Raw genomic sequence first — 14,581 nt, forward strand, 5'->3', positions numbered from 1 at the left:
GATTATCAAAATCCGGGCTTGCTTTCATTTAGCCAACTCTTTTGCCATTGCCGCTAGCTTAAGCACCGTTTTCCAGTTCCGTACGGTTGCAGGAACCCCTAGCTTTGGCAACTGAGTCGCCAACTTCGAATCACGGATGCTTTGGCGGAAAAATAAATAAACTTCCTTCCCAACAATTCTGCATTCATCAAGTTCACTTTTAAAACCTTCTAAAAAGTCGATTTTCTCCTGAGAAGGTTCATCTGCTAAAAAGGCGAGTTGAACACTTTCCCCTTCATTTAACGAATCCATAGAGTAAGGGCAATCCTTTATGATTTGCTCCAATTCTTCAGCAGTTCTTAAAATCACTGGAACAGGAAAACCAAAGGTATTTTTGATTTCCTCCTCTAATTGTTGGGTCAGTAGTGTTGCACCTTGCTCGGCTTCAAACAAAACATTCCCACTTTGAATATAGGTCTTCACTTTTTGTAATCCCATTTTTTCTAGCAACTGTCTTAAATCGGCCATTTTTATGATGTTATGACCGCCAACATTAATCCCTCTTAATAGTCCAATATATATTGTCACCCGAGACCCCTCTCTTCCTATTCTCTAAATCTTACCATTTTGTAGTTGAACTAAACTACCGAAATGAAGGAGAACGTGGATGATTTGTAGAAATAGAGGAACAGACATTTCATAGGAGGGATAAACAATGGTTCCACAAAGAGTTAGTTTACTGACAATAGGCGCTTATGATTTACCTGTTCTCCGTTCCTTTTATCAAAAGTTAGGCTGGGAGGAAACGAGTATTAGCTCAGATAACTATGCCGTTTTTAAAACAGCTGGTGTGCTGCTTTCATTGTTTCCAATTGAGGAGCTTGCCATGGATGCGAATATCGAAATTACTCATTCACCAAATGCCTTTCGTGGGGTAACTTTTGCTATTAACGTGGACGAGCCAGGGCACGTTGACTCTGTCACTGAGGAAATTCGCCAAGCTGGCGGAAGAGTCGTAAGAGAGCCTAGTGATGCCTTTTGGGGTGGAAGAACAGCCTATTTTGCCGACCCTGAAAATAATATTTGGGAAGTGGCTTGGAATCCTTCAGCCGTTTTCGATGAACGCGGGGCCATGATTTCATTTTAATTTCCATGTATGACGCTAGGCGATTGCCTGGCGTTTTTAATTGGAATATTGTTCTTTCGTGTCAAAAAAAGCATACTTCGACAAATTCCCCAATATTTCCTTATTAACCAAACGTTTAGTTAAAACTACAATTAATCCGTATTAATACTGACTTTTTTCCCGGGAAATGAAGCGAGCATTGTCGAAATTCGTATCGACAATAAGAAAAGCGTAAGCGCCTTGGTCAGCCCCGACAGGCAAATGTTCTTCGGCAAGAAAAGTCCGCCTTTTGACTTTTATTGCCGAAGGTTATTTGACCCGAGGGGCTAGGCGCTGGAGCTGGACAATTCTCGAAGTCTAATTTTATATTTTCTTAATATGTAAAAAAGCTGGCAGAGTAGTTCTGCCAGCCTTCGTTTTATCGCTTTTGCAATTCCTGCTGCAACAATTGATTGACTAGTTGTGGGTTGGCCTGTCCCTTTGTCGCTTTCATCAGCTGTCCTACAAGGAAGCCTACTGCTTTACTTTTTCCATCCTTGAAATCCTCTACTGATTTCGGGTTGGCATCAAGTACTTCTGCAATAATCTTCAGAAGCGTACCTTCATCAGAAATTTGCACAAGCCCTTTGTCCTTTACGATTTGCTCTGCATCGCCGCCGTTTTCAATTAACTCCTTAAAAACAGTCTTTGCGATTTTGGAAGAAATCGTACCATTTTCTATCAGCTTGATCATACTTGCTAAGCCTTCTGGAGTTAACGCGACTTGATCAAGTTCTTTTCCTTCTGCATTCAGATAGGCAGAAACATCACCCATTACCCAGTTCGATGCAAGCTTGGCATCCGCCCCACCTGCTACTGTTGCCTCAAAGAAATCAGCCATTTCCTTAGTCACAGTTAATACCTTGGCATCATAAACAGGCAGACCTAACTCTTCAATATATCGTTTTTGACGTTGGTCTGGCAGCTCAGGTATTTCTGCACGGATCCGTGCCTTCCAGTCCTCGTCAATATATAAATCCAGTAAATCTGGCTCTGGGAAGTAACGATAATCATCGGATCCTTCTTTTACACGCATAAGAATGGTTGACCCAGTTGCTTCATCAAAACGGCGTGTTTCCTGATCAATTTTTCCACCTGAGGAGACTACTTCTCTCTGGCGCTTTTCTTCATATTCAAGACCTTTACGGACAAAGTTGAAGGAGTTCAGGTTCTTCAATTCCGTCTTTGTTCCGAATTCCTCTTGTCCAACTGGTCGGATGGAGATGTTTGCATCACAGCGGAGTGATCCTTCTTCCATTTTACAGTCGGAGACACCTGTGTATTGAATAATCGATTTTAGTTTTTCCAGATAAGCATACGCTTCATCAGGAGTGCGGATATCTGGCTCAGAAACGATTTCTACAAGAGGCGTTCCCTGACGGTTATAATCGCAAAGTGAATATCCTTTTTCATGGTTGAGTTTTCCTGCATCCTCTTCCAAGTGAATTCTCGTTATACCAATCTTTTTCGTATAGCCATTTACCTCGATTTCAATCCAGCCATGCTCGCCAATTGGTTTATCAAATTGAGAGATTTGGTAGGCTTTCGGATTGTCTGGATAAAAGTAGTTTTTTCTGTCAAATTTTGTGTGTGTAGCGACCTCACAATTCAAGGCCATAGCTGCCTTCATTCCGAATTCAACAGCCTTTTTATTTAAAACCGGCAGTACTCCCGGGTAGCCAAGGTCGATGACACTTGTATTAGTGTTCGGCTCCGCACCAAAATGATTTGGACTCGCTGAAAAAATCTTTGATTCCGTTTTTAATTCTACGTGGACTTCTAGTCCAATGACTGTTTCGAATTCCATCGTTTCACCTCCTACAATTCTGGCTTTTGTTTATGATAGTTTGTGGCCTGTTCAAATGCGTGCGCCACACGATAGATGGTTGTTTCATCAAAATGCTTACCGATGATTTGTAACCCAAGTGGTAGACCTGCCTCAAAGCCACATGGAACAGAGATTCCAGGAACACCTGCAAGGTTTACCGGAATCGTTAGGATGTCATTCACATACATCGTAAGCGGATCATCAATTTTCTCCCCAATTTTAAACGCAGGGGTAGGTGTTGTTGGACCAACAATGACATCATAGTTCGCAAACACATCTTCAAAATCCTTCTTAATAAGTGTTCGCACCTGTTGGGCCTTTTTGTAATAGGCATCGTAATAACCTGAGCTTAATGCAAACGTTCCGAGCATGATGCGGCGTTTGACTTCATCACCGAAGCCTTCTGCACGAGTCTTTTTATATAATTCAATTAAGCTTTCAGCATCCTTTGCCCGATAGCCATAGCGAACACCATCAAAGCGAGCAAGGTTTGCTGATGCTTCTGAAGATGAAAGCAAGTAATAGGTAGCAAGTGCATACTTAGAGTGTGGTAGGGAAACTTCTTCCCAAACTGCTCCAAGACCTTCAAGCACTTTTAATGCATCTAGTACCGATTGGCGAACTGACTCGCTAACACCCTCACCAAGGTATTCTTTTGGAACCGCAATTTTGAGGTCCTTCACATCACCGGTTAAAGCACCAGCAAAATTAGGCACATTTGCGTTCGCTGAGGTTGAGTCCATTGGATCTAAACCGGAAATTGTTTGCAAGAGGTAGGCATTGTCTTCTACCGTTCTTGTAATGGGTCCAATTTGATCCAGTGAGGAGGCAAATGCCACAAGTCCGAATCGGGAAACACGACCATAGGTTGGCTTCATTCCAACTACTCCACAAAAGGAAGCTGGCTGACGGATGGATCCACCCGTGTCAGATCCAAGAGAAAAGAGTACTTCTCCTGAAGCGACAGATGCAGCGGAACCACCTGAAGATCCTCCAGGGACCGTATCAAGGTTCCACGGATTTCTTGTTTTTTGGTAAAAAGAGTTTTCATTCGATGAACCCATGGCAAACTCGTCCATATTTAATTTACCAATGGTCACAGTTCGAGCCTGCTGCAGCTTTTGAACTACGGTAGCATCATAGATTGGATTGAAGTTTTCTAAGATTTTACTCGCGCAAGTGGTACGGAGCCCTTTTGTCACCATGTTATCTTTTAAGCCAATCGGCATGCCAAAAAGAAGACCCGTTTGGGCTCCGGATTTTAATTGTTCATCCAGCCCTTTGGCCGTTTCTCTTGCCCGTTCTTCATCCAATGTTAAAAAGGCTTGTACCTTATCCTCCACTTGGCCGATTCGTTTAAACGATTCATCCACAAGGTCCGAGACCTTTAGTTCTTTCTTATGTAAAAGCTCATGAAGATCAGAAACTTTATAATCAAATAAACTCACTATTTACCCTCCTTACTCTCCCAAAATCGATGGTACCTTTATCTGTCCATCTTGGTGTTCCGGCGCATTTTTTAGTACCTCATCACGCGGTAGTCCTGGTTGTGGAACATCCTCACGCAAGACATTTTTCATATCAAGCACATGGTAGGTTGGCTCCACATTTGTTGTATCTAACTCATTCAGCTGTTCAGCAAAGGTAATAATCGCATCAAGTTGCTTTGAAAACTTTTCCGCCTCTTCCTCTGTGATCGCTAAGCGCGCCAGATTTGCCACATGTTTCACTTGCTCATTTGAAATCCGGGACATATTCATACCCTCCAATCCAAATTGTCGATATTATTTTAATATTGATGATACCAAACTTTTCCGCTTTACCGCAATGATTCCTTTATCATTATTAACAAAAGAGTAGAGTTTTAGATTGGTATCACAAATAATCTTTCTTTTTCCTACTTGCGACACCTGACAGGCCACACTTCCTTCCTTTATAATATTCTCAGAAGATTGAACGGGGAGAGTTACGAAATGAAGAAGCGAAGACGGAATCGGAAGAAAATAAAAACCTTTTTCGTGCTATTTTTAGTGTTTTGCGCCTTAGCGATGTTTCAAAATTATTTTCAAAAACCAATTTCTACTCCACCCATGGATAAAAATGACCCTTTTGCTAATGTGAAAAAATATAGCCCCTTAATCCAGCAGGAATTAGCGAAGTACCAGCTTGAAAGCCAGACTCCTGTTCTTGTAGCACTTATGCAGCAGGAAAGCCACGGAAAGGGCGGGGATCCGATGCAGGCTTCTGAATCTGCCGGTCTTGCTAGAAACACAATTACTGATCCGAAGCAAAGCATTGAAGTCGGGGTGAAGCATTTCCACCGCGTGTTCACCTATGGCAATCAGAAAAAAGTAGACTTTTCTACTATTATACAAGCCTACAATATGGGCGTCGGGTATATAGATTATGTCGCACAGCACGGTGGAAAACATAGCGAAGAACTTGCGAAGCAATTCTCTCTGTTGCAAGTAAAAAAGAAACCCAATCTTTATACTTGCAGCGGGAATAAGAATAATTTCCGCTACCCTTACTGCTATGGCGATTTCACCTATAGCAAGAAGGTTACCCAAAATATCCAATTATTAGCTGACACTGTACCAGTCACAGGTGCGGGTAAAGGAAGCGAAAAACCAACCAGTGGATCATTTTAATCGATTCAGCGGTTGGTTTATTTTTTTCTCTTCCTCAAGAAGTATATAAACAGTTTGGAAGGTATGTAACCAAGCATTCCTCCTAGTGTATTTAATATTAGGTCGTCCACATCAAAGCTGCCAAACTCAAATAATAATTGGAGAATCTCATACGACAGGCTCAAACAAAAGCTAGCGGCCATCACAGCACTAAGCCTTTGAAACTTTTTCAACAGCAATGGTAAGATAAAACCCAAAGGGATAAAGCCAACTACATTTCCTGCTAAATTTTCGATACGTATGATTAAATTAACATCAGCTATGTAGAGATAAAAGATAATCGTTTTAAATGGGACAAAATTATTTGAGCGCCAATGATATTCATTGTAGGTAAAATTGAAATGATGAATGATTTCTGTTAAAGGGATATATTTAAATAATATTAACTTCGTTAAGACGGCTAAATATAGGCAAAGAATGATGGTTAATCCTAGTTTTATGATAATTTTCATTATTAAGTACTCCCAAAAAATTTACAACGCCACTTAACGGTACCATACTTCTTTAAGAGAGTGTACCGTTTATTTTAATAAAACAGGGGGAATTTCGAATGGCTGAACACAGCTTCCACTTACACGCAAGTTGGCCTGGCTTACGCAATGATGTTGGAGAGATTGAAGCCGGTAATTTAAAAACAAAAGTGTCCATTCCACCAGAGATGGATGGGCCTGGAGTAGGGACCAATCCCGACGAAATGCTTCTCGGTGCTGCAGCCACCTGCTATATTATTACCCTTGCTGCCATGATGGAACGCAGTAAATTACAAAAAGAAAACCTCACAATGGATTCTGTGGGGATTGTGGATGTAACAAAAGGTTTAATCACCTACAAAAAGATTATTCACCAACCGCTTATAGTGCTGAAACAGGATGCTACTGATAAAGACATCGACTTGGCTCATAAGCTTGCCAGAAAAGCAGAAACCTCCTGCATGATCAGCCGGGCTATTAAAGGAAATGTCGAAATTGAGCTACATGCTTCGGTAACGAGAGGTGGGGACAGTCCCCCGTTGCGCTAAAGCGCCGGGGGACTGTCCCCAAACTCCATATGTGGTTTTTCTTTTTTATAATAATCCAGGCGATCTTGCAGGGTGCCTGTGTGGAATTCAAATTTGTGACCATCGGGGTCGGTAAAATAAATGGACTTTTTATCTTTTTCGTCTCTTGGGCGACTTGGAAGAATTGTTACGTTTAATTTTTGTAGCCTCTCGTACATTTTTGAATAGTCCTCTTCTTCGATTGAAAAGGCGATATGGGTGTAGGACTCATGAATTTCGTTGCGAGGGATATCTTTTTCAAGATTAAGAGCAAGCCACATGCCATCCAAATCAAAGTAGGCAGTACTCCTCCCCTTTACTAGCAGCTTGGCTTCAAAAACGTTCTGGTAAAACTCAATTGATTTGTCTAAATCTGACACTGAAAATAGCAAATGGTTGATCCCTTTAATTGACATACAATCGCCTTCTTCCCATTTTTCCATGATTATACAACAAAAGAGCTCCTAGTACCGTGAAGTGACTACGAGCCTTTTGCTTTTGTTACCTATTAAAGAGTTTGGCGAAAATACCCTTACTTTTTTTCACCTCTTCTTGTACTGCTATTTTCTTTGTAATATAAATTTCTTCCTTATCGATGGCATGGTCCATTGCTAACACTAATCCAATCTCAGAGTCGTGCTCTTTATTGGTCACGATTGTGTGCTCAATTTTTTGCTTGTTCGCCATTTTTACGTACTTGGAAAGATCCTCATAGCTCATATTTCCATTTAAAAATAAATGCGCCTGGGGATTTTCCTTCATCAATTGCTCGACCTGAGGATAAACCTCTGTCTCTGCCACTTGACTCTTTTTCATGGCGACAATGATCCTTTCTCGTAAAGTCCCTAAGTATTTGCGCCGTTCATCCGGTTTAGTCTCCATCGCTCCATAAATCCCCTGCTGCAACACTTCTTCAACCGAAGGCTTTTTCAAATAAATCAACTCCATTTAAAAGGCTATTACTATGTATGATAATACCCTATAAAACGTTACTTACCAAAAATATGGGTGTTTTCTGTAAATGTAACAAAATGTTCATTCTTTTCGACCGGTAGTTTATATATGATTGGCTTAGAGAATAGGAAAGGATGTGGAGTATGCCTTATAAAGCAAGAATTGAATCAGATGTGATAAAGATTTGGAGGATTTTAAACGCTCGAATGCGTCTAACGGATGATGAGCAGAAGAAATATTTATATCTTGAAAAAGGCTTTGCCGGTGAAGTTCAATTTGATTTATACACGGAGAAGCTGCATAGTAAGCCCTTGATACTAAATGATTTGCTCCTTGAAAGTAACAATTCTAATCTTCAGATTGATTCCACCTTGATGTTTCCAAAGACCATTTACCTTTTTGAAGTAAAAAATTTTGAAGGTGACTATATTTACGAAAATGGAAATTTCTACACTTTTCCCGGAAAGGGAAAAGAAATTAAAAATCCTCTAGACCAGCTAAAGCGAATCAAATCCTTATTCCGGCAATTACTTCAAACCCTAGGATATCATTATAACGTTGAGGGATATGTTGTTTTTATCAACCCCTCGTTTACCCTTTATCAATCACCAAAGGATGAACCCATTATCTATTTATCCCAATTGCCACGTTTTATGAAAAAACTAAATGAACTCCCGTGCCAATTAACTAAACAGGATAAAGAACTTGCAGACAAGCTTGTGGCGTTGCACCAGATAGAATCTCCCTATACACGAATTCGTCCATACAAGTATGAGGAGCTTAAAAAAGGACCAACATGCCATATGTGCCAGTCTTCTTCTCTCTCCGTTTGTGGAAAGAAGTTAGTGTGTAATGATTGCGGGTGCGAAGTGTTGGTGGAATCGGTAATTTTGCGAGGTGTCGGGGAATTGCGGCTGCTGTTTCCGGATATGAGAATTACTACCAATTTAGTTTATGAGTGGTGTGAGGGTGCTGGATCGAAAAAGAGAATCAGCAGGGTTCTAAGTCGACATTTTAGTGTGACGGGAGTTCATCAATGGGCTTTTTATGAGTGATCTTGGTTTTTTTTGAATGAAAGACATTTTCTATGTTAATTTATTGCATTTTGTCCTTATTCCCTAGATGTGAAGGACATTTTCCATCTTATTTTATTACATTTTGTCTTTCATCCACCCCATGAAGGACAGTTTTTATCTTAATCTATCTCATTTTGTCCTTCATCCACCTCATGAAGGACATTTTTCATCTTAATCTACCTCATTTTGTCCTTCATCCCCCCGATGAAGGACAGTTTTCATTCCAATCTACCTCATTTTGTCCTTCATCCACCTCATGAAGGACATTTTTCATCTTAATCTACCTCATTTTGTCCTTCATCACCCCGATGAAGGACATTTTTCATCTTAATCTACCTCATTTTGTCCTTCATCACCCCGATGAAGGACAGTTTTCATCTGAATCTATCTCATTTTGTCCTTCATACCCCTCATGAAGAGAACGTCTATAGTTTTGTGTAAATGGTTATACTTACCAATTAAGGAGATGATCATTTATGCAAAATTATAGGGATATGACAATTAGAGAATTGGCAGGTCAATGTGAAACAGTGGACGATATTCATGCCATGATTAGGGACCTTTTCAAGGAGACTCTCCAACAGGTTTTCGAGGCTGAGATTGAGGAGCACCTTGGGTACTCCAAACATGATTCTAAAGGTATCAATACGGGAAATAGCCGGAATGGCTATAGTAAAAAGACCATTAAATCTAAGTTAGGTGAAACCAAGTTAAATATCCCTAGAGATCGTAAAGGTGAATATGAACCGCAGATTATAAAGAAATATGAGACCTCTATTAATGGATTAGAGGATCAAATAATTGCCCTTTATTCTAAAGGTATGTCCACACGGGATATTGAGGACCACATGAAGGATATTTATGGTATTAACGTCTCTTCTAGTTTAGTAAGTAAGGTTACAGACAAAGTGTTGCCTCTTGTCTATGAATGGCAGTCCCGTCTACTAGACCCTGTGTATCCTATTGTGTTTTTGGATGCAATACACTTTAAAGTTAAGCATGAAAATAGGATTGTTAGTAAGGCAGCTTATACAGTTTTAGGCGTAAATACAGATGGTATTAAGGACATTCTTGGTATTTGGATCGGCGAAGATGAGAGTGCTAGTTTTTGGTTGAACGTTTGCCAAGATTTGAAGAGTCGTGGTGTACAAGATATCCTAATTGCCTGTAAAGACGGGCTTTCTGGATTTTCAGAGGCAATTAATGCCACGTTTCCGAAAACAGATATTCAGTCTTGTATCATTCATCAATTACGAAATAATGTAAAGTGTGTTCCTCACAAATTCCGTAAGGAACTTATGGACGATTTAAAAAAGGTATATAAAGCATATACAATTGAACAAGCAGAATTGGAATTTGATGAGTTTAAAGAAAAGTGGGGAAAGAAATATCCTTCTGTTATTAAATCATGGGAGACCAACTGGCTAGAACTCACGACTTTCTTTTCTTACCCAGTAGAGATTAGAAAGTTAATTTACACAACCAACACTATTGAAGCATTCCATAGACAACTAAGGAAAGTCACAAAAACAAAAACTGCTTATCCAACGGATAATGCATTAAGGAAAATTGTTTACCTTGCGACTGTTGGAGTTACAGATAAATGGTCTAATCCTATTCCTGGATGGTTAGAATGTAGACAGCAGTTTGATATCATGTTTGAGGGCCGGCTTGGGAAATAATTGACGTAGTTAAGTTAGGGCTCTGCCCTAAGGGTTTATCGCTTTCGTTCTCCCAAAAGGAAAAAGAGAGGAAAAATCCTCTCTCCTTTTGTACAGAACCCTACTAGGTGCTCGGGTTGCTCCCCAGCATTGCCCTATCCCCCTAGTAGGTAAGAACACTTTAGTTTCAATATAGTCAAATCATATAGGATTTAACCATTTACACAAAATAATTTACATTCCCCTCATGAAAGACAGTTTTCATCTGAATCTACTTCATTTTGTCCTTCATCCATCCGATGAAAGACATTACTCATCTGACTCTATTACAATTCGTCTTTCATTCCCTAAATATTCATGAAAAAACAACAAAAACCCCTCCCCCCAAAAACGGAGAGAAGGGTCACGCCCAAGCCATGCCACAAGCCACATGGCCACGTTCACAAAATTATTTCTTCCCAGTAAACTGCTCTTCCTCAGTGGACCCCTTCAATGCAGTAGTCGAAGACGTTCCACCTGAGATTACCATAGATACCTGATCAAAGTATCCCGTACCAACCTCACGTTGATGACGAGTTGCAGTGTAGCCGTATTGCTCGCTATCGAACTCAGCTTGCTGCAATTCGGAGTAAGCTGCCATGCCGCGTTCCTTGTAGCCGCGCGCAAGCTCGAACATGCTGTGGTTCAATGCGTGGAAACCTGCAAGCGTTACGAACTGGAACTTGTAGCCCATTTTTCCAAGCTCCACTTGGAACTTAGCAATCGTCTCTTGATCCAATTTCTTTTTCCAGTTAAACGATGGTGAACAGTTGTACGCGAGAAGTTTGCCAGGGAATTGCTCATGAATCGCTTCCGCAAACTGTCTTGCTTCCTCAATGTTAGGCTCAGAAGTCTCGCACCAGATCAAGTCAGCATATGGAGCGTAAGCTAAACCGCGAGCAATCGCTTGATCAATTCCAGCCTTCACTCGGAAAAAGCCTTCTGGTGTACGGTCTCCCGTAATAAACGGTGCATCGTTCATATCAATATCACTTGTAATTAAATCCGCTGCATTCGCATCCGTACGAGCAACCAAAACAGTTGGAACACCCATAACATCGGCCGCCAAACGAGCCGCAATTAAGTTGCGAACCGCTGTTTGAGTTGGCAGCAATACTTTACCACCTAAATGACCGCATTTTTTCTCGGAGGAAAGCTGATCTTCAAAGTGTACGCCAGACGCGCCCGCCTCAATCATACCTTTCATTAACTCAAAACAGTTTAACTGTCCGCCGAATCCTGCTTCAGCATCGGCCACAATTGGAGCAAACCAATCAATCGAGTTGTCTCCTTCAGAATGAGTGATTTGATCGGCGCGCTGTAACGCCTGGTTAATTCGCTTAACCACACTCGGAACACTGTTCGCTGGATATAAGCTTTGGTCCGGATACATATGACCAGAAAGATTTGCATCGGCTGCTACCTGCCAGCCGCTTAAGTAGATGGCTTTTAGCCCTGCTTTTACTTGTTGCACTGCCTGATTTCCAGTTAAGGCACCTAGTGCATTCACATAATCCTCTTCATGTAAAAGCTTCCATAGCTTCTCAGACCCTTTACGAGCCAAAGTATGTTCAATATCAATCGAACCGCGCAGCTTGATAACATCCTCAGCAGTGTACGGTCTCGCGATCCCTTTCCAACGGCTATCCATTTCCCAGCTTTCTTGTAACTCAGCTACTCTTTGATCTGTCATTTTCATTTCCTCCTAGTAATCTATTTTTTTTTGATAAAAATAAACAAAACAATCTATAACAATTCATATCCAGGGAGTGTTAAAAATTCTGCAAAGTCATCATTGTAAATTAATCTATCAAACAATGTTATGGCTTCATCAAATTGGCCGTTATCGAAAGCCGCAGTGCCGATTTCCTGTTTAATTTTTTCTAATTCCTCGACCTTAAATGCTTCATACATTTCAAAGGTTACTTTTCTGCCATCCTTCAATATGCCTTTCAGATGGCGAATCCATTGCCAAAGCTGTGCCCGTGAAATCTCTGCTGTAGCCGCATCCTCCATTAAGTTGTAAATAGGAGCTGCACCTCTTCCTGATAACCAGGAGGCCACATATTGAATACCAACATTAATATTTGTGCGTACCCCTTCTTCTGTAATGGTTCCGCCAGGTACTTCTAATAAATCCTGAGCATGGATGGTGATTTTTTGCTGCTTCATTGTATGGATTTGGTTCGGTGTCGGCATCTCGCGGTTAAATACTTCCATTGCCACCGGAACAAGTCCTGGGTGGGCAACCCATGTACCATCGTGTCCATCACGTGCTTCGCGTTCCTTATCTGCTCTTACCTTGGCAAAAGCCTCTTCGTTAGCCTGCGGGTTATTTTTAACCGGTATTTGCGCTGCCATTCCTCCCATTGCCGGAGCTTTCCGACGATGACAAGTTTGAATGGTAAGTAAGGAGTATGAACGCATAAATGGTACGGTCATAGTCACTTGTGAACGATCAGGAAGAATAACATTCTTCTGATGGCGGAGCTTTTTAATAAAACTGAAAATATAATCCCACCTACCGCAGTTTAAGCCGGCTGAGTGTTCTTTTAATTCATAAAGAATTTCATCCATCTCAAAGGCAGCCATAATCGTTTCAATTAACACAGTGGCTTTGATGGTTCCTTGATCCACACACAGGTTTTCTTGAGCGAACACAAATACATCGTTCCAAAGCCTTGCTTCTAAATGACTTTCGATCTTCGGCAAGTAATAATAGGGGCCAGAACCTCTTGCAAGTAATTCCTTCACATTGTGGTAAAAGTACAAGCCAAAGTCGAAAAAGCTTCCTGAGATAGGCTTGCCATCTAATAACACGTGCTTCTCCTCTAAGTGAAGTCCTCGAGGCCTTACCATTAGGACGGCTGTTTCCTTATTCAGTTCGTATCTCTTCCCATTCGGATTTTCAAATGAAATCGTCCGTTTTACTGCATCTCTGAGGTTGATTTGTCCTTCGACGGCATTTTCCCAAGTGGGTGAAGTGGCATCCTCGAAATCTGCCATAAATAGTTTTGCACCAGAGTTTAATGCATTGATCACCATTTTCCTGTCCGTCGGTCCTGTGATTTCCACTCTGCGATCATGAAGGTCCTTTGGCAGTGGAGCGATTGTCCAGTCTCCGTTGCGAATATGTTTTGTTTCAGGTAGGAATCCTGGCAATTTTCCATTGTCAATTTCCTCTTGGCGCGTTGCCCTGTACTGTAACAGTTCTACTCTTCTCCCGCCAAACTTTCTCTCTAACGCTTCAATAAAATTCAAAACTTCAGGTGTTAAAATCTCATCAAACTGGGCTTTTAGAGCCCCGACCACTTCAATACCAGTCGTTTGCGTCGACACGAACTCGATCACCTCTTTGTTATAATACAGTATCTATCCTCGTTTTGTATTATATAACACACTTTTCAAAAAAGGAACTACTTTTCTGAAAATTTTATAAAAATAGGTAAATTGTCCCTTACATTCTATTTTTTAAACACAAAAAAAGCCTGAATGACATTCAGACTTGTTGTTAACTCTATGCTCTTAAGTATTTTCACCTACGAATCTAGAATAAATGCTGGAAATCTTCTTCCCTATTCTCACTTTTTAAAAATTCCTCACTTACAATGGCTGTTAACAGTTTCTTTTTAAGCGAGGAATCTTTCACCTCTTTTAAGATCCATTGCCTTTTTGAAAAAAGAAATTCGAGATAATCACTGTATTGCTCATCAAATTGCTGTTCGAGCTGTTCCCGAATCTTCCCTGCAAGGATGGGGCTTGCTCCATCCGTTGATACGGTTATAGTCAACCGGCCTCTTTGTACCTGAGCTGGAATATGAAAATCGGAACCTTCAGGATCATCTGCAACCATGACGAGTTGCTGATCTTTAGCTTCACTTCTCACAAGCTGATTTACACCCTCATCATTTGTAGCAGCAATGACCAGAAACGCATCCTGAATATCACTCTTCGAAAAAGTTTTTTCCAGCCAGACGATGTAACCATCCCTTGCAAGCCTTAAAAGCTCATCAGTTAATTCAGGACTCACAACGGAAACAAGTGCACCCGTGCCGAGAAGTCCCTTCACTTTGCGCTCCGCTACTTTTCCTCCGCCAACAACTACTACCTTTTTTCCTTTTAAGCGCAGCATAATTGGATAATTAGTACTCAT

15 protein-coding genes are annotated in these 14,581 nt (G+C 40.9%); 5 read left to right on the forward strand and 10 right to left on the reverse strand.

The window, feature by feature from the left end:
• Positions 1-24: 24 nt before the first annotated feature.
• Positions 25-567 carry a DUF1697 domain-containing protein gene (locus tag AA0X95_RS00515; RefSeq protein ID WP_413304223.1) on the reverse strand — a complete coding sequence of 181 codons (543 nt, stop codon included), beginning with the start codon at positions 565-567 and terminating at the stop codon, positions 25-27.
• A gap of 127 nt (positions 568-694) precedes the next feature.
• Here AA0X95_RS00515 and AA0X95_RS00520 point away from each other — a divergent pair, with 127 nt between their 5' ends.
• Positions 695-1,126, forward strand: coding sequence for a VOC family protein (locus tag AA0X95_RS00520; RefSeq protein ID WP_413304226.1), 432 nt, complete (start codon positions 695-697; stop codon positions 1,124-1,126).
• Between the two features lie 397 nt (positions 1,127-1,523).
• Here AA0X95_RS00520 and gatB read toward each other — a convergent pair whose 3' ends face one another.
• From gatB to gatC, 3 genes are read right to left on the reverse strand one after another with little or no spacing between them, the layout of a single operon-like run.
• Positions 1,524-2,951, reverse strand: coding sequence for an Asp-tRNA(Asn)/Glu-tRNA(Gln) amidotransferase subunit GatB (gatB, locus tag AA0X95_RS00525; RefSeq protein WP_413304229.1), 1,428 nt, complete (start codon positions 2,949-2,951; stop codon positions 1,524-1,526).
• Positions 2,952-2,962: 11 nt separating this feature from the next.
• Positions 2,963-4,420, reverse strand: a complete 1,458-nt coding sequence (gene gatA / locus AA0X95_RS00530) for an Asp-tRNA(Asn)/Glu-tRNA(Gln) amidotransferase subunit GatA (RefSeq protein ID WP_413304232.1) — start codon at positions 4,418-4,420, stop codon at positions 2,963-2,965.
• A 12-nt stretch (positions 4,421-4,432) separates the two neighbouring features.
• On the reverse strand, positions 4,433-4,726 hold the full coding sequence (gene gatC / locus AA0X95_RS00535) for an Asp-tRNA(Asn)/Glu-tRNA(Gln) amidotransferase subunit GatC (protein ID WP_413304235.1): 294 nt from the start codon (positions 4,724-4,726) through the stop codon (positions 4,433-4,435).
• Between the two features lie 219 nt (positions 4,727-4,945).
• Between gatC and AA0X95_RS00540 the strand changes: the two genes are divergently transcribed.
• A complete protein-coding gene (locus tag AA0X95_RS00540) occupies positions 4,946-5,623 on the forward strand; it encodes a lysozyme family protein (protein WP_413304237.1) in 678 nt (225 codons plus the stop codon).
• Positions 5,624-5,640: 17 nt separating this feature from the next.
• On the opposite strand, the gene AA0X95_RS00545 is transcribed toward AA0X95_RS00540, so the two are convergent.
• Positions 5,641-6,114, reverse strand: coding sequence for a VanZ family protein (locus AA0X95_RS00545; protein ID WP_413304240.1), 474 nt, complete (start codon positions 6,112-6,114; stop codon positions 5,641-5,643).
• A 98-nt stretch (positions 6,115-6,212) separates the two neighbouring features.
• Between AA0X95_RS00545 and AA0X95_RS00550 the strand changes: the two genes are divergently transcribed.
• Complete coding sequence (locus AA0X95_RS00550) at positions 6,213-6,680, forward strand: OsmC family protein (protein WP_413304242.1); 468 nt, start codon at positions 6,213-6,215, stop codon at positions 6,678-6,680.
• On the opposite strand, the gene fosM is transcribed toward AA0X95_RS00550, so the two are convergent.
• Positions 6,677-7,114: a FosM family fosfomycin resistance protein gene (gene fosM / locus AA0X95_RS00555; protein ID WP_413309778.1), complete on the reverse strand. Its 438-nt coding sequence runs from the start codon at positions 7,112-7,114 to the stop codon at positions 6,677-6,679. The two genes, AA0X95_RS00550 and fosM, sit on opposite strands and share 4 nt — an antisense overlap.
• Positions 7,115-7,199: 85 nt before the next feature.
• Positions 7,200-7,631 (reverse strand): YueI family protein, encoded by a 432-nt coding sequence (locus AA0X95_RS00560; protein WP_413304245.1) that lies wholly within the window; start codon positions 7,629-7,631, stop codon positions 7,200-7,202.
• Between the two features lie 164 nt (positions 7,632-7,795).
• On the opposite strand from AA0X95_RS00560, the gene AA0X95_RS00565 reads away from it, so the two are divergent.
• Both AA0X95_RS00565 and AA0X95_RS00570 read left to right on the forward strand, forming a co-directional pair.
• Entirely contained in the window at positions 7,796-8,707 is a 912-nt protein-coding gene (locus AA0X95_RS00565; protein ID WP_413304247.1) for a nuclease-related domain-containing protein, read from the forward strand.
• A gap of 497 nt (positions 8,708-9,204) precedes the next feature.
• Entirely contained in the window at positions 9,205-10,410 is a 1,206-nt protein-coding gene (locus tag AA0X95_RS00570; protein WP_413299614.1) for an IS256 family transposase, read from the forward strand.
• A 427-nt stretch (positions 10,411-10,837) separates the two neighbouring features.
• Here AA0X95_RS00570 and aceA read toward each other — a convergent pair whose 3' ends face one another.
• The 3 genes from aceA to AA0X95_RS00585 form a co-directional block, all read right to left on the reverse strand.
• Positions 10,838-12,121, reverse strand: a complete 1,284-nt coding sequence (gene aceA / locus AA0X95_RS00575) for an isocitrate lyase (RefSeq protein ID WP_413304250.1) — start codon at positions 12,119-12,121, stop codon at positions 10,838-10,840.
• Between the two features lie 53 nt (positions 12,122-12,174).
• A complete protein-coding gene (aceB, locus tag AA0X95_RS00580; protein ID WP_413304253.1) occupies positions 12,175-13,767 on the reverse strand; it encodes a malate synthase A in 1,593 nt (530 codons plus the stop codon).
• Between the two features lie 208 nt (positions 13,768-13,975).
• Positions 13,976-14,581, reverse strand: coding sequence for an NAD(P)-binding protein (locus AA0X95_RS00585; RefSeq protein ID WP_413304256.1), 606 nt, complete (start codon positions 14,579-14,581; stop codon positions 13,976-13,978).

It is taken from the genome of Neobacillus phoenicis, assembly GCF_047302305.1.
Lineage (GTDB): Bacteria > Bacillota > Bacilli > Bacillales > Cytobacillaceae > Neobacillus.